The organism is Amycolatopsis sp. NBC_01307, assembly GCF_035975215.1.
Taxonomy (GTDB): domain Bacteria; phylum Actinomycetota; class Actinomycetes; order Mycobacteriales; family Pseudonocardiaceae; genus Amycolatopsis.
Genome location: NZ_CP108403.1, coordinates 9,860,608 through 9,880,134 on the forward strand (window position 1 = coordinate 9,860,608; position 19,527 = coordinate 9,880,134).

Here is a 19,527-nt window from a genome sequence, read left to right on the forward strand (position 1 = left end):
TCTCGGTACGGACCGGGGGTACCCGATCCCGGCGTTCAGCCTACCGGGGGAACGGTGCCTCCCGCACCCGTCCGTGTGCGCAGGGTCGCGGCGCACCGACGTCACCCCAGGTCTGGCCGGGTGCAACCCGCTCTGAGAGAGTGTCCGCAAGCAGGTACCGCAGGCGAGGGGCTTCGATGACAGAGACCGGTGGCGCGTCCGGCGAAGAGGGCGCCGACACGCCGACACCGAGCCAGGGCTTGCCCCGGGCTCACGCTCCTGGATCGGGTGAGGCGAAGCCACCGGAAAGTCACGATCAGTCACCGCCGACGCCGCCGACCGGCTGGCAGGCCCCGGACCCGCGCGGTGCGCAGCCGCCGCCCGGGTGGCAGCCGCAGACCCCGCCGCAGATGCCCTACGGCGGACCGCCGCCGCAGTACCCGCAGTTCCCGCAGCAGCGCGCCTTCAGCCCGCACGGGCTGGGCAAGCCCGGTGTGATCGCGCTGCGCCCGCTCAACATCGGCGACATCCTCGACGGCTCGATCACCGCGATCCGCCGGCACCCGCTGCTCATCCTGGGCGTCGGCGCGGTGCTGGCGGTGATCTCGGCCGCGATCACCTTCCTCGTGCAGAAGTTCCTCTTCGCCGACCTGGACGAGCTGACCTCGGTCGCCGCGCTCGGCCCGGGCGCGACCGAGGCGGAGGCGCGGGACGCCGTGTTCGGCGTGTTCGGCGACGTGTTCCTGGTGCTCCTGCCGACGGCGGCGCTCACGACACTGCTGACGACCCTGCTCAACGGGTTCCTCGCCGCCGTCATGGGCCGCGCCGCACTCGGGCGCGAAGTGACCTTCTCGATCGCGTGGGCCGAGGTTCAGCCCCGGCTGCTGCCGCTGCTGGGCATCGGGCTCGTCTATTCGGTGGTCACGACGATCGGCCTGATGCTCTGCATCGTCCCCGGCGTGCTCGCCTACGTGTTCTGGGCGCTGGCCAGCGCGGCGCTGATCCTGGAACGCGGCACGTTCAAGCAGGCGTTCTCCCGCTCGGTCAAGCTCGTCAGGGGCTCGTTCTGGCGCGTGCTCGGCATCCTGGCGCTGGCCTGGATCATCGAGTACCTGTTCAACAACATCATCCAGCTGCCGTTCACCCTCGGCACCGGCGTCTTCCAGCAGGTGCTGAACCCGTCGGCCGCGGCGGTCGTGCCGAGCACCGGCGACCTGCTGCTGGCGTCGGTCGGCCAGGTCATCTCCGGCACCATCGCGACGCCGTTCGTCGCGCTGGTCACCGTGATCATCTACCTGGACCAGCGGATGCGCCGCGAGGGCATGGACATCGAGCTGGCCCGCGCCGCCGGGGTGACGCCGCCGCAGGCATGGTGACGTCGCTGTGGTTTCTGGGGCCGAGCCCCAGACCCCAGCCGGGGGACAAGCCCCCCTGGACCCCCCAACAGCGCTGGGTGACCGACGTCCCGGTCGACATCGACCGGGACACCGCGCGCCGCGCCGCGCAGGAGGAGCTGAGCGACCCGAAGTACCAGCAGGCGCGCCCGAGTGTGCTGCAGCAGGTCGCGCAGTGGCTCGGCGAGCAGCTGGAGAAGCTGCTGAACGGCCTGTCTTCGGTCGTCCCGGGCGGGATCTTCGGCCTGGTCCTGATCCTGGTGCTGCTGATCGTGCTCGTCGTCGTGATCCGGTTGCGCACCGGCAAGATCGCCCGCGCGGCCCGGGCGGACCGGCTGGTCTTCGACGGGAAGCGGCAGAGCGCCGACGACTACCGCCGCTCCGCCGCCGAGGCCGCGGCCGCCGGTCGCTACGACGACGCCGTCCGCGACCGCTTCCGGGCCCTCGTGCGGGCCCTGGAGGAACGCGCGCTGCTGGACGCCCGCTCCGGCCGGACGGCCGACGAAGCCGCCGCGGAGGCCGGGGTGCTGCTGCCGAACGTCGCGACCGAGTTGCGTCAAGGCGCGCGGCTGTTCGACGACGTCCACTACGGCGGCCGCGAAGGCACCGAAACCGCGTACCGCACGCTGACCGAGCTGGACGAGCGCTGCCGCCGGGAGCGGCCGGTGGTGATGGCGGCCTCGTGAGCACCTCCGTTTCGCCGGACGCGCGCCGGATCTGGCGCGGCTCCCGGATTCCGCTCGCCCTGCTCGCGCTGGTGGTCGCCGCCGGCGCGCTGCTGCTGCTCGGCCGTGGCGAGCAGACGCACGGCGCGCTCGAGCCCGGTTCCTACGAACCCGGCGGCGCGCACGCGCTCGCGAAGCTGCTGGCCGATCAAGGCGTCGACGTCCGGATCGCGCACACGATCGACGAGGCGGACGACGCGCTCGGCGAGAACACGACGTTGCTGGTCACCCAGCCGGACCTGGTGCCGGCGAAGCGCTTCGACGCGGCCCGGCGGCGCGCCGCCGACGTCGTCCTCGTGACGCCGGGAGCGCCGACGCTCAAGGACTCCCTGCCGCTGGTCCGGCCGGTCGGCCAGAACGACGTCGGCACGCTCAGCCCGCAGTGCACGGTCGCCGCCGCGGTCGCGGCCGGCGACGCCACGCTCGGCGGGATCGGTTACGCCGCACCGGGTGCGCGCTCGTGCTACCCCGGCGAGGACGGCGGCGGCACGCTGCTGCAGCTCGCCGACGCCGGCGGCACGACGACGTTGCTCGGCACGTCGGCGCCGCTGACCAACAGCCGGCTCGCCGACGAGGGCAACGCGGCGCTGAGCCTGCGCCTGCTCGGGCAGCACCCGAAGCTGGTCTGGTACCTGCCGTCGGCGACCGACCCGGCGCTGGACGACTCGCGGAAGTCGATCTTCGAGCTGATCCCGGACGGCTGGTACTTCGGCGCCGCGCAGGTGGGCATCGCGGTCGCGCTGCTGGCGCTGTGGCGGGCCCGGCGGCTCGGCCCGGTCGTCACCGAGCCGCTGCCGGTCGTCGTCCGCGCGGCCGAAACGGCGGAGGGCCGCGCCCGGCTGTACCGGCGTGCGAAGGCGGCGGACCACGCCGGCGAGACCCTGCGCGAGGCGGCGCGGTCCCGGCTGCGGACGACGCTGGGCCTGCCCCGCGACGCCGACGCGACGGCGTTGGTGACGTCGGTGAGCGAGCGCGCAGGCCGGCCCGCGAACGACGTCGGCGCCGTGCTGTACGGGCCGCCGGTGACCGGCGATCCCGCGCTGGTGCGGCTGGCCGGCGAACTGGACAGGGTGGAACGAGAGGTGGAGCGAACGTGAGCAGCGGTACCGAAGGGACGACCGGGGCCCGCGACGCGCTGATCGCGCTGCGCGCGGAGGTCGCGAAGGCCGTCGTCGGCAACGACGCCGCCGTCACCGGGCTGATCCTGGCCCTGCTCTGCAGGGGGCACGTGCTGCTCGAAGGCGTCCCCGGCGTCGCGAAGACGCTGCTGGTGCGGGCGCTCGCGGCGGCGCTGGACCTGGAGACCAAGCGGGTGCAGTTCACGCCGGACCTGATGCCCGGTGACGTCACCGGCTCGATCGTCTACGACGCGCACAGCGGCGAGTTCTCCTTCCGCGAGGGCCCGGTGTTCACGAACCTGCTGCTCGCCGACGAGATCAACCGGACGCCGCCGAAGACGCAGTCGTCGCTGCTGGAGGCGATGGAGGAGCGGCAGGTCTCCCTCGACGGCGAGTCGCGGCCGCTGCCCGACCCGTTCATCGTGATCGCCACCCAGAACCCGGTGGAGTACGAGGGCACGTACCCGCTGCCGGAGGCGCAGCTGGACCGGTTCCTGCTGAAGCTGACCATGCCGACGCCGTCGCGCGAGGACGAGATCGGCATCCTCTGGCGGCACGCGCAGGGCTTCGACCCGCGCAACCTCGCGGCGGCAGGCCTCAAGCCGGTCGCGGGGGCGGCGGAACTCGCCACCGCCCGCGAAGCCGTTTCGAAGGTCACCATCGGGCCCGAGGTGATCGGCTACGTCGTCGACCTCTGCCGGGCGACGCGACAGCTGCCGTCGGTGCGGATCGGCGTTTCTCCCCGTGGCGCCACGGCGCTGCTCGCGGTGACGCGCGCCTGGGCGTGGCTCGCCGGGCGCGACTACGCGACTCCGGACGACGTCAAGGCGCTGGCCCGGCCCGCGCTGCGGCACCGCCTGGACGTCCGGCCCGAGGCCGAGCTCGAAGGCGTCACCGCGGACGGCGTGCTGGACCGGGTGCTCGCGTCCGTGCCCGTGCCGCGCTGACATGGCCGTCACCGGAAGGCTCGGGCTGCTGGCGCTCTTCGGCGCGCTGGTGGTCGGGCTGCTCCTGCCGTCGCGGGCCGGCCTGCTGGCCGTCGGCGGGGTGCTGCTGGTGCTCGTCGTGGTGGATCTCGTGCTGGCCGGGAGCGTCCGGCCGCTGACGTTCGCGCGCTCCGGCGACACGTCGGTGCGGCTCGGGGAGCCGTGCGAGGTGACGCTGGTGGTGGCGAATCCCGGTGGCCGCGCGGTGCGCGGGCAGCTACGCGACGCGTGGCCGCCTTCGGCGGGTGCCGCCGACCGGCACGTCCTGCGCGTACCGGCGGGGGAGCGACGCGCTTTGGTGACTTCTCTGCGGCCGTCGCGGCGCGGTGACCGGCCGGCGGCGCGCGTGACGGTCCGCTCGGTCGGGCCGCTGGGGCTGGCGGCGCGGCAGGGTTCGCACGTGGTGCCGTGGACGGTCCGCGTGCTGCCGCCGTTCCACAGCCGCAAGCACCTGCCGTCGCGGCTCGCGCGGCTGCAGCAGCTCGACGGCCGCAACGCGGTGCTGATCCGCGGCCAGGGCACGGAGTTCGACTCGCTGCGCGAGTACGTGATCGGCGACGACGTCCGCTCGATCGACTGGCGGGCGACGGCCCGCGCGGCGGACGTGATGGTCCGGACCTGGCGCCCGGAACGCGACCGGCACGTGGTGCTGGTGCTGGACACCGGCCGCGTCTCGGCGGGCCGGGTCGGCGACGCCCCGCGCCTGGACGCGGCGATGGACGCGGCGCTGCTGCTGGCGGTGCTCGCCGCGAAGGCCGGCGACCGCGTCGACCTGCTGGCCTACGACCGCCGCCTGCGCGCGGCGGTGCAGGGTTCCTCGGGCGCGGCGTTGCTGACGTCGCTGGTCAACGCGATGGCGCCGCTGGAGCCGTCGCTGATCGAGACGGACGCGCGCGGGATGGTCGCCGAGATCCTGCGGCGCACCCGGCGTCGCGCGCTGGTGGTGCTGCTGACGGGGTTGGACGCGGCGCCGCTGGAGGAGGGGTTGTTCCCGGTGCTGAGCTCGCTGACGTCGCGGCACGAGCTGGTGATCGCGTCGGTCGCGGACCCGCGGGTCGCGGAGATGCTGGCGGGGCGCGGCGACGCGGAAGCCGTGTACGACGCGGCGGCGGCGTCGCGGACCATGGCGGAACGCAACCGCGTGACGGAACGCTTGGCGCGCCACGGGGTCAGCGTCGTCGACGCGGTCCCGGAGGAGCTGCCGCCCGCCCTGGCGGACCGCTACCTGGCACTGAAGGCCGCGGGCCGGCTTTAGGGAGTCGTGAGTGGTAATGCGGGTTAGAACCCGCATTACCACTCACGAGTGGCTGCGGTGGTGCCTGGCTCGCCGGACTGTTAAGCCCGGAGGATGCGAAAGCTTTTCGTGGGATGCCTGGTCCTGGCCGCCGCGTCGATCCCCGTGCCCGCGTCGGCCGACGACGGCGCGCCCGTCTACCTCGCCGACGGCGGGGGCACGCTCTCGCTCGCGGCCGCCGGCGGCAAGCCCGTGCTCGCGGACGCCAAGGACCCGAACGCCAAGTGGGCGTACGACAAGACGTCCCAGCACTTCAAGAGCGTCCCAAGTGGACAGTGCCTCACTGCGGCCAGCCCGGTCGACGGCGTCGCGGTGACGCTCGCCGCCTGTGACGACAAGGACAAGCACCAGGCCTGGCGGCGCGTGGCGGGGCTGCCGGGGCTCGTCGAGATCACGAACGTCGCCACCGCGCGCTGCCTCACCGCGGAAGGCGCCGTCGCGGGCGCCCGGCTGTACCAGGAAGTCTGCTCCCTGACCGGAATCCCGAACACCTGGGCCGCGGGCGGGCGCACCCTCGCCATCCTGTCCGGCAACGGCCAGCGCCTCGCGACGAAGGACCCGGGCGCGCCGTTCGTCGTCCGGGTGATCGGCGAGAACGGCCAGCCGGCGCCGGACGTCCCGGTCAGCTTCTACGTCCGCGCGGCCCGTCCGAAGAACCTCCTGGTCTTCGAAGGCGGCAGCGACACGGCGACCGCGAAGACGGGCGCCGACGGCTCGGCGTCGAGCCCCAAACTGACGTTGACCGAGCAAGGTGAGTTCGAGGCCCGGTTCGTCGGAACCGCCGGGATGGACGACGGATCGTCCATCGCCTTCGAGGGTTCGTGCTTATGCTGACTCGGGCAGCGCGTCGCCGATGTCGCGCGCTTCGAGGTCGCCGACTTCGCCTTCGCGGGCGGCGCGGCGGCCGAGCGTGAAGACGTAGACCAGGAACGCCACCTCGACCACGACGCCGATCCCGACGCGGACCCACGTCGGCCAGCCCGACGGCGTCACGAACGCCTCGATGACGCCCGACACGAACAGCACGCACGCCAGCCCGAGCGCCATCACCACGACCGACCGGCCCTGCTCGCCCAGCGCCGCGGTGCGCGATCGGCGTCCGGGGTCGATCACCGTCCAGCCGAGCCGCAACCCGGCGCCCGCCGCGATGAACACCGCCGTCAGCTCCAGGAGACCGTGGGGCAGCAGCAGGCCGATCATCACGTCGGCGCGGCCCGCGGCGCTCATCGCGCCGATGATCACGCCGGCGTTGAGCGCGTTCATCCAGAGCGCGCCGATCACCGGCAGGCCCAGCGCGACGCCGAGGAACAGGCAGGTCGCCGCCACCCAGGCGTTGTTCGTCCAGACGCGCGCGGCGAACGACGTCGCCGGGCCGGTCGAGTAGTAGGTCTCGGCTTCGCCGCCCGGCTTGGTCAGCTGGTTCAGCTCGTCCGGCGTCGCGATCGACGCGCGCACGTGCGGGTCGCCCGAAACCCACACCGCGATCACCACCATCACCGCGATCGACGCCAGCGCGGCCGGGATCCACCAGCGCCGTGACAGGTAGACGGCGGCCGGGAAGCGGCGCGTGAAGAACAGCGCGACCTCGCGCCACGCCGGGTTGTGCGACCCCGAGATCGCGCTGCGGCCGCGCGCGACCAGCCCGGACAGCCGTCCGAGCAGCGCCGGGTCGGGGGCCACCGAGCGGACGATCGAGAGGTGCGTCGCCGTGCGCTGGTAGAGCGTCACCAGCTCGTCGGCCTCCGCGCCGGTGAGCTTCCCGCCGCGGCGGCTGAGCTCGCCGAGCCGGTGCCACTCCGCCGAGTGCGCCGCGACGAAGACGTCCACATCCACCCGGTCACCCTATCCGTCGATACGCTGGCCCGGTGCACGAGGAATCCGAGCTGGTCACCGGCGAAGCCGTCGTCCTTGACCTGCACGTGGCCAAGCTCGCCAGCCGCGCCCTGGCGATGGCGCTCGACGTCGTCGTGCAGTTCGCGCTGCTGCTCGGCGCGGTCTTCGTGATGACGCTGGCCGTCCCGGCCGGCGACGGCTCGCTCGCGCTGACCCTCTTCCTCGTGTTCCTGGTGCTGGTGATGGTCGGCTACCCGGTGCTGTTCGAGACGCTCTCGCGAGGCCGCTCGCTGGGCAAGATGGCGGTCGGCCTGCGCGTGGTGCGCGTCGACGGCGGCCCGATCCGCTTCCGGCACGCCCTGACCCGCGGGCTCGCCGGGTTCGTCGTGGACTTCTGGACGCTCGGGCTGTTCGGCGCGGTCGCGGTGATCGTGTCGCTGTGCTCGTCCGACGGCCGCCGCGTCGGCGACTTCCTGGCCGGGACGCTCGTGGTGCGCGAACGCGTGCCGGAGAGCGCCGGCTACCCGGCGATCGGCATGCCGCCGGGCCTCGAGAGCTGGGCGTCCCAGCTCGACCTGACCCGGCTGCCGGACGGCCTCGCGCTGGCGAGCCGCCAGTTCCTTGCCCGGTTCAACGAGCTGCGCCCGGAGGCCTCGCACGCGCTCGGCTGGGGGCTCGCACAGCAGGTCGGCAACGCGCTGGGCACGCCGGTGCCGCCCGGGGTGCCGCCGTGGGCGTTCCTCGCGGCGGTGCTGGCGGAACGCCGCAACCGCGACCACGCCCGTGCCTTCCAGGCGTACGCGGCGGCCCAGGCCCAGCAGGCGCAAGCGTTTGCGGCCCAGGGGCAGGGCTATCCGGCGCAGGCGTCCGCAGGACCGGCACAGGGTTACCCGGCGCCGGGTAACGCGGCCCAGGCCTATCCGGGGCAGGCGCAATCGCAGCCCTTCCCGGCGCCGGATCAGCCGGCGTTCATGCAGGCGGGCTACTCGGCCACCGCGCAGTTCCACGAGACCGCCTGGGGCCGCCCGGCGAACGCGCCGGGGCAGCCTCACCCCGGGCAGGCGCCGTCGCAGCCCTTCCCGGCCCAGGCCGCCGAGTACTCGGGCTCCTCCGAGCCGACCCCGCCGCGCGGAACCCCGGCGGCGCCCGCCGAGAACCCGTTCACCCCGCCGAGCTGAGACCCAGCCCCACGGCCGAAAGCCGTGAAGGCCTCCTTACCGGCCATAAGAGCCGTGAAGGAGGCCTTCACGGCTTTCACCCCAGCCTCGACTACGACCGAGGCCGCCGAGCTGAGCTACGAGACGTCGCCCCCGGAGGCCGTCCAGGTGTTGCACTGCTGGTTGCGGTTGGTCGTCGCGCCGTGCTGCCACCAGGAGATGTTGTGCTTGGCGCTGCCGTGGTCGCGTTTGCCGTTGCGGGCGTAGTCGTCGCCGCGGTCCTGGGCGTTCCAGGCCTCGTTGTAGATGTTCTTGTCGACCGAGCCGCCCGAGACCGACGCCGAGCCCAGGAACATCCCCGAGAAGCACTGGGCCTCGAGTTCCATCCGCCGGGACAGCTCCAGGCCGACGGCCGAGTCCGCGCCCGCGTCGTAGCGCTGCTCGCCGTAGGCGTCGGAGATGCCGGCCATGTTCTGCACGTGGTGGCCGTATTCGTGGGCGAGGATCGACAGGTACGGGCCGGGGTGGTTGCCCCACGTCTCGATCTCGATGCGGTCCATCGGCATGTAGATCGTGTTGTTCGACGGGCAGTAGAACGGCGTGACGCCGGTGGTCGTGCCGCCGCTGCCGCACGGCGTCGAGGACTCCGAGAGCGACCGCGGCACGGACAGGTTCGGCGTCTCGAACGGCAGGTCCGCGCCGCCGAGTGCCTTCGACCACATCGCGTCGAGGCAGGCGATGCCGGACTGGAAGAACTTCGTGACGCTGTTCTGGTCGGTCGCCCAGCGGCTCAGCGTGCACGGGACGTTCTGCAGCCCGAAGTTCGCGCTGCCGAACAGCGGATTGGTGCCGGTGGCCGAGACCGAGTGGGGTCCGGCCGGGGTCTGGGACGTCGGCGTTTCGCGCCCGGACGTGCGGGTCTGGCGCGTGGTCGTCTCGTCGGTGGAAGATGTCGTGGACGTGGTTTCGTCGCTGGTGGTCTCGGAGTAGGTGTCGGTCGGGTATGTGCTGGAGTAGCCGGCGTCGGCGACGTGCCGCGAGTGCCCGCCGGTCAGCGCGACGGCCGCGATCACCCCGCCGACGACGGCCACGATCCCGATGATCGCCACGGCCACGATCACGCCGGTGTTCGACTTCTTCGCGACGTAGGGCCGGTACCCGGGCGCGAACCGCGGCCCGAACCCCATCGCGGGCGGCGGCCCGGCGTACCCGGGGGTGAAGACGGGCGCAGGAGCCGTCACGGGCGGCGGCAGTGGAGCCCCGGCGGGCGGCGGACGGAACTGCGGCCCGGTCGGCGGCCCACCGAAGCCCCCGGGACGCGGGTAAGCCCCGGACGGCGGTCCCGGCGCGGGCAACCCCTGAGTGCCCTGCGGCCCGTGCGGACTCTGCGGCCCCGGGCCTTGCGGGCTCTGCGGCGGACGGCCGGGTTGCTGCGGCGGCCCCTGCGGACCACGCGAACCCGGCGGCGGACCACCGGGTGACTGCGGATTCCGAGGCGCATGCGGATTCTGCGGAGGCGAACCGCCCGGCCCTTGCGGATTCTGTGACGGCGGTCCGGCCGGTCCCTGCGGTCCACCCGGCCCCTGCCCGGGCTGACCCTGCCCAGGCGGCTGCCCCTGCGGACCACGCCCCGGCTGACCCTGACCAGGCTGACCCGGCGGCAGCGGCCGGTTCCCGGGCGGCGGCAACGGCCGGGCCCCCGGCGGCGGCAACGGCGGCCGGCCCGGCGGCGGCATCGGACGTCGCGGGTCGTGCGGACCCTGCGGCGGTTGGGACATCTGTGTGGAACCCCCCGTGGACTCACCCCGTCGGAACCGGCGTACCTGCGCTGATCTCGCCGTTCCGGCCGTCAGCATAGATCCAGTGCTCTAGGGTGTGGTGCTGTGTTGAGGAAACTGGGGCTCGTCGTCGCGGCGGGCGTGCTCGCCGCCGCCGGGCCCGCGGCCGCCGCCGACGGGCCGACCGGGCCGACAGCGGGGCCGCCCCTGCCCGCGCAGCCGAGCGAGCAGGTCAAGAAGCCGCAGCTGCTCGGCAGTGACGTCCCGGGTGTCCAGGCCCCGGACGGCGCCATCGCCGACGTCGCGCTCAAGCTCCTGCGCGACGGCTCCCTCTCCGTCACCGAAAAGGTCACCGTCCCCGGCGGGCAGCAGCTCGTTTCCCGCGTCCCGCTGCGGGTTTCGGCCGGTGACGACCAGGACCGCGTCTTCGCCGTCCGCGACGTCAAGACCGAGGGCGCGGCCACCGGCCAGCTCACCGGCGACCAGCTCGTCCTGACCTTCGCCGGGGGCAGCGGAAGCGTGACCTACCTGGTCGACGGCGTCGTCGCCGACCAGGGTGGCCGGCAGCAGGCGCGCTGGCAGGCCGCGAGCGGCTTAGACGGCCCGGTCGCCAAGCTCACCGCGTCCTTCATCGCGCCGTCGCCGGAGCTGTCCCCTGTGGACTGTTTCGCCGGCCCGATCGGCTCCAGCCGGCGCTGCACGCTCAGCGAGCTCGACCACACCGGCGTCGTGCGCCTGGAGCAGAACGACGTCCAGCCGGGCGACCGCGTCGACCTGCTGGTCGGCCTGCCCGTGAACACCGCGCCGGCCACCGCGAGGTTCGCCGGCATCGGCCTGCTCGCCAACGCCTTCGCCCTGACGCCGCTGACCGGCGTCGCCTTCGCCGTCCTCCTGGTGCTGCTCGTCGTCGCCGCGGTCTTCGTGGTGCGCCGCCGCAAGCAGGACGCGGGCGCGCTCACCGCCGCCACCGGCCCGGTCGAGGTGCTGCTGCGCGACGGCGAACGCGTCTACTTCGCTTCCCCGGACGGCGTGCTGCCCGGGCAGGTCGGCACGGTGATCGACGAGACCGTCGACGTCGTCGACATCAGCGCCACCGTCGTCGACCTGGCCGTCCGCAACTACCTGTGGCTCGCGGAAGTACCGGGGCCCGACTGGCAGCTCGCCCGCCGCAACCCGCCGGACGAGCACCTGCACGACTTCGAGCGCGCGGTCTACGAAACGCTCCTGCCGGCGGGCACCGACGCCGTGCTCGTGTCGCAGCTGCGCGCCCGCGGTGGCCTCGACCTGCGCCGGATCAGCGACGCGATGTACGCCGACGTCGTCACCAAGCGCTGGTTCTCCCGTCGCCCGGACACCGCGCGTGGCCGCCTGACCTGGCTCGGCGCCGGGATCTTCGCGCTCGGCCTGGTCGTCACGGCGATCCTCACCTTCACCGTCGGGTACGCGCTGCTCGGCGTCGCGGTCGCGCTCGCCGGGCTCGGCGTCGCCGCCGCGGCCGTGCTGCTGCCCTCGCGCACCGCGCGCGGCCGGGTGCTGGTCGGCCAGGTCCGCGGCCTGCTGCACTACCTGCACCACGCCAAGGCCGAGGACATCCCGCCGGGCGACCGCGAGATGGTGTTCTCCCGGTCGCTGCCGTACGCGGTGGTGCTGGGCGACACCGAACGCTGGCTGGGCGCCTTCGCCGCGCTCAACCCGGCGTCGGACGGCACGGCCGGCCTCTACTGGTACGGCGGCATGGAGGCCGACAGCGACCTGCGCCGGTTCGGCACGCACTTCCCGTCGTTCCTGACCGCGCTCGACGGGCTGCTCACCGAGTCCGGCCGCGCGACGTCGCCGCGCTGACCGTGCGCGGCCGGGTCGTCGCCGCGGCGGTGCTGACGCTCTTCCTGGCCGTCGCCGGGCCCGCGACGGCGCAGGACCAGCCACCGCCGCCCGCGTTGCCGCAGAGCGCCGAGATCCAGCTCAAGGTGGAGCGTGACGGCGCGCTCTCGGTCGCCGAAGCGGTGTCGGTCCCCAACGGCGTCACGATGGACCGCAGGGTCCCGCTGCGGGTCCCGGCGCCGCACCACCGCGACCGCGTCTACGGCGTGCGCGACGTCGTCCTCGAAGGCAGCGGCACGGCCTCGGTGGACCAGGACGTCTTCACGATCCACCTGACGGCCGGCACCTCGACCGTACGGTACACAGTGGACGGTGCGGTCGACGGGAACCGCGTCACCTGGGAGCTGGCCGGCGACTGGAGCACCGACCTGAAGTTCCTCCGCGCGTCCTTCGCGGCGCCCCGGATCCCGACGGCGGTCGACTGCCTGGCCGGACCGGCCGATTCGGACTTCTCCTGCGGCGCCGCGCAGATCGACCACGCCGGGCTGACCCGGTTCAGCCAGCAGAACCTCCGCGCGGGCCAGCGGATGACGGCCACCGTCGAGCTGCCGGCGGGCACCGTCCCGGCGAACGCGAAGCTGGTTCCGGCCAAGACCCTCGCGGGCGCGTTCGTCCTCACCGCCCCGGTCGGCTGGGCTTGGGCGGGCTTCGGCGCGCTGCTGCTGGTCGCGGCCGCGTTCGTCTGGCTCGCGCGCCGTCGTGACGTCGGTGCGGGGGAGCCACCGAAGGCCGAGCTGGTCTCGGCGAACGGCGAGTTCGCGTCACCGGAAGGCGTGCTGCCGGGCCACGTCGGCCTGCTGCTGCACGGCCGCACCGGCGCGGCTGACCTGGCCGCGACCGTGCTCGACCTGGCCGTCCGCAACTACCTCTGGGTGAGTGACGGCTCCCGGCTGACCCGCCGCAACCCGGCCGACGAGCACCTGACCTCCTTCGAACGTGCGGTCTTCGAGGCGGTCCTGCCGGCGGACTCGGTGACCCTTGCCGAACTGCGGCGCGACCACGTCGACATCGCACCGGGGGAGCTGTACGCCGACGCCGTCCGCCGCGGCTGGCTCGCGCCGCGGCCCGGCAGGCTCCGCCGCGCCGGGATCCGGGTCGTCTTCTACGGCGTGTTCCTGACCGCCCTGCTCGCGTTGACCGCCGGATACGCCCAGCTCGGCGTCATCCTCGCGCTGGCCGGGGCGGCCGCCGCGGTGGTCTCGGCGGCGCTGCCCGCGCGCCGGCGAGCCGGTCTCGACGTCGCACGGCGGCTCCGCGGGGTCGCCGCGAAACTGGGTTCCGTGAAGGTGAAGGACCTCGGCAAGCCCCAACGGGAACTGGTGTTCTCACGCGGCCTGCCGTACGCGCTCGCTCTGGGCGAACTAGGGCCGTGGGTGGCCGCGTTCGACGGCCTCGAGCACCCGCCGACGGTCTACTGGCACGACGGCGACATCACCCCTGACCAGGCCGGATCCTTCGCGATCAACCTGGCAGGCGCGCTCGCGGCGGCCCATCGTGGTCGCCTCCAGGGCCTCGTGAGTGGTAGTTCGGGTTAGAACCCGAATTACCACTCACGAGGCGGGACGCGGAGAGTGGGCGAGCCGTCGTAGGGTGGGGCCATGGCCGATCCCGAGCTCGTCCGATACACCCTAGACAACGGTTTGCGCGTGGTCCTCGCACCCGACGCGACCGCGCCGGTGGTCGGCGTCAGCGTGCACTACGACGTGGGTTTCCGCTCCGAACCGGAGGGGCGCACCGGTTTCGCGCACCTCTTCGAGCACCTGATGTTCCAGGGCTCCGAGAGCCTGGAGAAACTCGCCCACTTCCGGCACGTCCAGTCCAGCGGCGGCACCTTCAACGGTTCCACCCATCCGGACTACACCGACTACTTCGAGGTGCTGCCGAGCGCCGCGCTGGAACGCGCGCTGTTCCTCGAGGCCGACCGGATGCGCGCGCCGAAGCTGACCGCCGAGAACCTGGCGAACCAGATCGACGTCGTGAAAGAGGAGATCCGGCTCAACGTGCTGAACCGGCCGTACGGCGGGTTCCCGTGGATCACCCTGCCGCCGGTCCTGTACTCGACGTTCCCCAACGCGCACAACGGTTACGGCGGCTTCGAGGACCTCGAGAGCGCCACGGTCGAAGACTGCGCCGCGTTCTTCGACACCTACTACTCGCCGGCCAACGCCGTGCTCACCGTGGCGGGCGACTTCGAGATCGCCGACGCCAAGGACCTGATCGAGAAGAACTTCGGCGACGTCCCGCACCGGCCGGCGCCGCAGCGCCCGTCGTTCGCCGAGCCGTTGCCGACCAGCGAACTGCTGGGCGAGACGATCGACCCGCACGCCCCGCTGCCCGCGCTCGCCGTCGGCTACCGGATGCCGGACCCGATCAACGACGTCGGCGGCTACCTCGCCTACCTCGTGCTCGCCGGCGTGCTGACCGACGGCGACGGCTCCCGGCTGCAGCAGCGGCTGGTGCACAAGGAGCCCCTGGTCGTCGACATCGGCGCCGGCGCCGGGCTGTTCGGCCCGTTCGAGGCCCGCGACCCGGACACGTTCACCATCACCCTGATCCACCCGCACGAGGTGCCGCGCGAGCGCGTGCTCGCGGCGCTGGACGACGAGCTCGAGAAGATCGCCGAGAACCCGCCGGACGAGCAGGAACTGCGCAAGGTCACCGCGCGCTGGACCGCGAGCCTGCACTCCGAGCACGACCGCCTGGTGTCCCGGACCCTCGCGCTCGGCTCGTTCGAACTGCTCTACGGCGACGCCTCGCTGGTCTACCAGCTCGCGGACCGGATGTCCGCCGTCACCTCGGAAGCCGTTTCGGCGGCGGCGAAGGCGCTGCGCCCCGACGCGCGCGCCGTCCTGGTGGTCAAGCCCGCTTCGGAAGGGACCAACGAGCAGTGACTTCTTCTGCAACGCACCGCAGCGCCGAGGAGATCGGCCGCACCGAGCGGGGGCCGCGTCCGCTGCCGCCGCTCGGCGAGCAGCGTTCCGCCGCCGACCTGTCCCATGTGGACACCACGCTGGCCAACGGCCTGCGCGTGGTGGCCGTGCGCAAGGCGACCGTGCCGATGGTCGAGGCCCGGCTGTGGATCCCGTTCGCGGGTGACGACAAGCTGCACCCGGCGATCGCGGAGGTGCTCGCCGAGACCATCCTCACCGGCACCGCGCGCCGCAACCGCATCGAGATCGACGCCGAGCTGGCGCTGATCGGCGGCGACATCGGCTGCGGCGTCGACCCGGAACGCCTGGTGCTGACCGGTTCCGCGCTCGCCGACAAGCTGCCGACGTTCCTCGACGTGCTCGGCGACGTCCTCACCGGCGCGACCTACGCCGACGAGGAGATCGCCCGCGAGAAGGAGCGGCTGGTCGAGCGGATCGCCGTCTCCCGCACCCAGCCGCGCACGATCGCCCGCGAAGCGCTGCAGAAGCACCGCTACGGCGACCACCCGGCCACCCGCGAGGTGCCGCAGGCCGAGGACGTCGCCGTCGTGACGCCCGAACAGGTCCGCGCGCTGCACCAGGCGTCCGTGCAGGCGCGCGGTTCGGTGCTGGTGCTGGTCGGCGACATCGACCCCACCGCGGTGATCGGCGACCTGGAGAAGGTGCTCGGCGCCTGGGCGTCGGACCGCTCGGCCGTGCGGCTGCCGGCGTTGCCGGACCTGACCGGCCCGAGCGTGCTGCTGGTGCCGCGCGCCGGCGCCGTCCAGTCGCAGATCCGGCTGTCCGCGCAGACCGTGCCGCGCACGGACCCGGGGTACGCCGCGCTGCAGCTGGCGAACCTCGCCTACGGCGGGTACTTCTCGTCGCGGCTGGTCGAGAACATCCGCGAGAACAAGGGGTACACCTACTCCGCGCACTCCGGCTTCGAGTTCACCGACGGCACCGCGGTGGTCAACGTCGACGCGGACACCGCGACCGACGCGACGGCGCCGGCGCTGCTGGAGACCCGCTACGAGCTGGGCCGCCTCGGCCAGGTGCCGCCGGCGGGCGACGAGCTGGAGTCGGTGCGGCAGTACGCGATCGGCTCGCTGCTGACGTCGACGTCGTCGCAGTCCGGCCTGGCCGGCCAGGTGCTGGCGCTGGCCTCGACCGGGCTGGGCCTGGAGTGGCTCAACGAGCACCCGGCGCGGGTCGCCGCCGTGACCGCCGAAGAGGTGGCCGACGCGGCGCTGAAGTTCTTCGCCCCCAAGCGGTTCACCGGCGTGGTCGTCGGCGACGCGGGCGTCCTCGAACGCAAGCTCCTCGCGCTCGGCGACGTCGTAGTGGGCGAGCCGGCCTGATGTCCGTCCCGTTCTCCCTCGGTGCCCTGCCGACCCTGTCCCGGTCCACTGTGGACCGCCAGGAAGGCTTGCGCACCAACCCTTCGCGATTGGTGTCGCGCTGGGCCGACGCCCGGGTCGTCCTCCTGGACGACACCGGGCGCACCCCGGTCGTCGAGGGTTCGTCGGTGCTGGCGTTCCGCAAGGCCGTCGACTTCGGTTCCTCGCCGCCCGCTGACGCAGTCTTCCTGGGCGAGTGGCAGGACACCGACTACTGGTCCCTGCCGGGCGGCCCGACGGGCGAGGCCGACACGGTGAAGATGGCCGGGAGCTGGGGCTTCGTCGAAGAGGTCCCGCGCGTCGACGGCGAGATCTGGGTCGAGCTGCGTGGCTACGGCGACCTGCTGGACGACACGTCGGCCGGCTTGTTCACGACGGCGCAGGCGTTGCGCAACTGGCGTCGCCAGGCCAAGTTCTGCACCCGCTGCGGAAATCCCACGGAGCTGATCCAGTTCGGCTGGGCGAGCAAGTGCACGAACGACGGCCGCGAGGAGTACCCGCGCACGGACCCGGCGGTGATCTGCCTGGTCCACTCGCTGGAGGGCACGAACGGATCCCACGTCCTGCTGGCCCGCCAGCCGATCTGGCCGGCCGGCCGCTATTCGGTGCTGGCCGGTTTCGTCGAGGCGGGCGAGTCGCTGGAGGCGTGCGTGTTGCGCGAGATCCGCGAAGAGGTAGGTGCGTCGGTCTCGGACGTCCGGTACCTCGGGAGCCAGCCATGGCCGTTCCCACGCTCGATCATGCTGGGCTTCACGGCCCGCGCGGATCGCACGTTGCCACTGGTCCCGGCGGACGGCGAGATCGAAGAGGCGCTGTGGGTATCACGCGCGGAGGTCCGCGCGGCGTTCGAGAACAGCTCACTGCGAAACGAAGGCGCCAAGCCGACCCCGATAGCGGACGGCGCGGCGGAGATCCTCCTGCCGGGCAACTCGTCCATAGCCCGGGTCATGCTCAAGGCTTGGGCGGACGCGGAGGAGTAAGTCATACGCCCCAAGGCGGCCTCGGTTGCGTTCCGCGCACCGAAGGCCGCCTTGGTTGCGTCTGACGCACCGAAGGCCACCTTGGCCCGTCGGCCGCGCCCCGCTCGGAAGGGCTTCAGCGCAGGTCGCCGAGTTCCGCCACTGTGCGAGTCGGCGTGCCCGTGAAGTCGGGAACTCCGCCGTACGCCAGGCTCAGTGTCTCCAGCCGGTAGCTCCACTCGCTGCCGCACATGCAGGTCGCGCCGAAGCGGTGGTTGATCTGCCAGCGCAGCCACTCGCCCGGTTCCAGCCGGACCATCGGCCGCCACTCGCGCCGTGGCCACCCCATCGGGGCCGCCGCGACCTGGACCTCCAGCACGCCGTCCCGCTCCCGGAGCGTGATGCCGGCCAGCTCGTCGATCGGGCGCACCGCGAACCGCGGCTCGAAACCGGTCGATTCGTCGACATCCACCCGGTGGACCTGCCCGCCCGCGTGGTCCGGTAGCGGGAACACCGTCGGCACCCGGTTGCGCCGGGAAGCCGCGGCGCCACCTCTGGACCGCGTGGTCCAAGTGGTCCGCACCTGCTGCGCGACGACGTCCATCCGACCAGCATCCCCGGTCCCGCAAGCCGCTTTCCGGTGACCCGCTGACCGGCGCAAACGCCCCACCGCAAATCTCCCACCAGGCGAAACGGCGGCCGGGCTAGTGGGATCCGCCGTGTCACATGCGCGACTTCAAGCGTTACCTGGCCGTTTCCCGAGCCCGTTGACGGCTGTGCCGCGGCTCACTACAGTCCCCGGAAACCGTCTGTAAAGTATCCTAATTAAGTCGGGAGCGACGACAGTGCGAGCCGGTAGCCCGCGGATGCTGCGCGAGATCAACGATCGCGCCGCCATCGAGGTCCTCCTGCGGGAGGGCCCGCTGACGCGCGCCGAGCTCGAGCTGGCCATCGGTCTCTCCAAGCCCGCCACCGCGCAGCTGCTCACCCGCCTCGAGCAGGACACCCTGGTCATCAAGGCCGGCGTCAGGGGTGGCGGCCGCGGGCCGCGCGCTCAGCTCTGGTCGGCCAACGGCGGTCTCGCCCGCGTCGCCGCCGTCGATCTCACCCCGCACGTCGCGGACTTCGTCGTCGCCGACGTCGCCGGGACGATCCTCGCCGAGCACCAGGTCGCGCTGCCCGTCCACGAAGGCGCCGACGTCGTCGGGACCTTCGGCGAGGCCCTCAGCCACGTCGCCGAAGCGGCCGGGATCACCCGCGAGGAGCTCGCTCACGTCGTCATCGGCGCGCAGGGCGCCTTCGACCCGCGCACCGGCCTGCTCTCCTCCGCGCCGCACATCCCCGGCTGGCTCGGCTTCGACGTCCCGCAGAAGCTCAGCGACGAGCTCGGCGTCGACGTCCTGATCGAGAACGACGTCAACCTCGTCGCCGTCGAGGAGATGAGCGCCGGCAAAGCCCAGGACGTCGACGACTTCGTCATGGTGTGGCTGTCCGAAGGTGTCGGCGGCGCGGTCGTCATCGGCCGGCGGCTGCTGCGCGGCGCCACCGGCGGCGGCGGCGAGATCGACTGGATGCGCGTGCCCGACCCGGCGACCGTCGACACCGGCGACGTCTGGCCCGAGGCCGGCGCCCGGTTCGGCAACCTCGTCGACTCGCCCGCCATCTGCCGCCTGGCCGCCGCGCACGGCATCACCGCCGCGACCGCCTGGGACGCCGTGGAGCAGGCCGGCGAAGCCCACCCCTTCCTCGACGACCTCGCGCGGCGCGTCGCCGGCGGCATCGCGAACCTCGTCGCCGTCGCCGACCCGCAGCTCGTGCTGCTCTGCGGCGACACCAGCCGCGCCGGCGGCGAGAACTTCGCCGGGCTCGTCCAGCAACGGCTGCACGACCTCGTCCTGCCGCGCACGCCGGTCGGCTGCGCGTCGGTGCAGGGCAACGCCGTCCGCGCGGGCGCGCTGCAGTCCGCGCTCGCCAAAACCCGTGAGGACGTCTTCGGCGTCGTCACCCCCACGCTCCTCGGGTCGCGCCGACCCGCGGTCGGACCCTCGCCCGGTAAAGCGGCGGTCCCGAACACCCGTCCCGCCCCGTCCCCAACCGAGTAGCCCAACCGATGA

Annotated in this window: 16 protein-coding genes; 13 read left to right on the top strand and 3 right to left on the bottom strand. The window is 73.1% G+C overall.

Annotated elements, in window-relative coordinates:
* Nucleotides 1-176: 176 nt before the first annotated feature.
* The 6 genes from OG439_RS44480 (at nt 177) to OG439_RS44505 (ending at nt 6,330) form a co-directional block, all read left to right on the top strand.
* Nucleotides 177-1,355 (top strand): hypothetical protein, encoded by a 1,179-nt coding sequence (locus OG439_RS44480; protein ID WP_326946359.1) that lies wholly within the window; start codon nt 177-179, stop codon nt 1,353-1,355.
* A gap of 77 nt (nt 1,356-1,432) precedes the next feature.
* Entirely contained in the window at nt 1,433-2,059 is a 627-nt protein-coding gene (locus OG439_RS44485) for a DUF4129 domain-containing protein (protein WP_326946360.1), read from the top strand.
* On the top strand, nt 2,056-3,195 hold the full coding sequence (locus tag OG439_RS44490; RefSeq protein ID WP_326946361.1) for a DUF4350 domain-containing protein: 1,140 nt from the start codon (nt 2,056-2,058) through the stop codon (nt 3,193-3,195). Before OG439_RS44485 ends, OG439_RS44490 begins: the two co-directional genes overlap by 4 nt.
* Entirely contained in the window at nt 3,192-4,163 is a 972-nt protein-coding gene (locus OG439_RS44495; protein ID WP_326946362.1) for an AAA family ATPase, read from the top strand. The genes OG439_RS44490 and OG439_RS44495 overlap by 4 nt, the downstream gene beginning before the upstream one ends.
* 1 nt (nt 4,164) lies before the next feature.
* Nucleotides 4,165-5,457, top strand: coding sequence for a DUF58 domain-containing protein (locus tag OG439_RS44500; protein ID WP_326946363.1), 1,293 nt, complete (start codon nt 4,165-4,167; stop codon nt 5,455-5,457).
* Between the two features lie 93 nt (nt 5,458-5,550).
* The gene (locus tag OG439_RS44505; RefSeq protein WP_326946364.1) at nt 5,551-6,330 is read left to right on the top strand and encodes an RICIN domain-containing protein; all 780 of its coding nucleotides are present in this window, start codon (nt 5,551-5,553) and stop codon (nt 6,328-6,330) included.
* Here the strand turns inward: OG439_RS44505 and OG439_RS44510 are convergent.
* Nucleotides 6,322-7,329 (bottom strand): stage II sporulation protein M, encoded by a 1,008-nt coding sequence (locus OG439_RS44510; RefSeq protein ID WP_326946365.1) that lies wholly within the window; start codon nt 7,327-7,329, stop codon nt 6,322-6,324. The two genes, OG439_RS44505 and OG439_RS44510, sit on opposite strands and share 9 nt — an antisense overlap.
* A gap of 32 nt (nt 7,330-7,361) precedes the next feature.
* On the opposite strand from OG439_RS44510, the gene OG439_RS44515 reads away from it, so the two are divergent.
* Nucleotides 7,362-8,507 carry an RDD family protein gene (locus OG439_RS44515; RefSeq protein ID WP_442792264.1) on the top strand — a complete coding sequence of 382 codons (1,146 nt, stop codon included), beginning with the start codon at nt 7,362-7,364 and terminating at the stop codon, nt 8,505-8,507.
* A gap of 116 nt (nt 8,508-8,623) precedes the next feature.
* Here OG439_RS44515 and OG439_RS44520 read toward each other — a convergent pair whose 3' ends face one another.
* Nucleotides 8,624-9,727 carry a neutral zinc metallopeptidase gene (locus OG439_RS44520; RefSeq protein WP_326946366.1) on the bottom strand — a complete coding sequence of 368 codons (1,104 nt, stop codon included), beginning with the start codon at nt 9,725-9,727 and terminating at the stop codon, nt 8,624-8,626.
* 642 nt (nt 9,728-10,369) lie between these two features.
* Between OG439_RS44520 and OG439_RS44525 the strand changes: the two genes are divergently transcribed.
* The 5 genes from OG439_RS44525 (at nt 10,370) to nudC (ending at nt 17,434) form a co-directional block, all read left to right on the top strand.
* On the top strand, nt 10,370-12,106 hold the full coding sequence (locus tag OG439_RS44525; protein ID WP_326946367.1) for a DUF2207 family protein: 1,737 nt from the start codon (nt 10,370-10,372) through the stop codon (nt 12,104-12,106).
* A 2-nt stretch (nt 12,107-12,108) separates the two neighbouring features.
* Nucleotides 12,109-13,680, top strand: a complete 1,572-nt coding sequence (locus tag OG439_RS44530; RefSeq protein ID WP_326946368.1) for a DUF2207 family protein — start codon at nt 12,109-12,111, stop codon at nt 13,678-13,680.
* A gap of 63 nt (nt 13,681-13,743) precedes the next feature.
* Nucleotides 13,744-15,036 (top strand): M16 family metallopeptidase, encoded by a 1,293-nt coding sequence (locus OG439_RS44535; protein WP_326946369.1) that lies wholly within the window; start codon nt 13,744-13,746, stop codon nt 15,034-15,036.
* Nucleotides 15,033-16,415, top strand: coding sequence for a M16 family metallopeptidase (locus OG439_RS44540; protein WP_326946370.1), 1,383 nt, complete (start codon nt 15,033-15,035; stop codon nt 16,413-16,415). Before OG439_RS44535 ends, OG439_RS44540 begins: the two co-directional genes overlap by 4 nt.
* On the top strand, nt 16,415-17,434 hold the full coding sequence (nudC, locus tag OG439_RS44545; protein ID WP_326946371.1) for an NAD(+) diphosphatase: 1,020 nt from the start codon (nt 16,415-16,417) through the stop codon (nt 17,432-17,434). The genes OG439_RS44540 and nudC overlap by 1 nt, the downstream gene beginning before the upstream one ends.
* 115 nt (nt 17,435-17,549) lie before the next feature.
* On the opposite strand, the gene OG439_RS44550 is transcribed toward nudC, so the two are convergent.
* Nucleotides 17,550-18,017, bottom strand: coding sequence for a hypothetical protein (locus OG439_RS44550; protein WP_326946372.1), 468 nt, complete (start codon nt 18,015-18,017; stop codon nt 17,550-17,552).
* 262 nt (nt 18,018-18,279) lie between these two features.
* Between OG439_RS44550 and OG439_RS44555 the strand changes: the two genes are divergently transcribed.
* Nucleotides 18,280-19,515 (top strand): ROK family transcriptional regulator, encoded by a 1,236-nt coding sequence (locus OG439_RS44555; protein WP_326951776.1) that lies wholly within the window; start codon nt 18,280-18,282, stop codon nt 19,513-19,515.
* Nucleotides 19,516-19,527 lie beyond the last annotated feature (12 nt).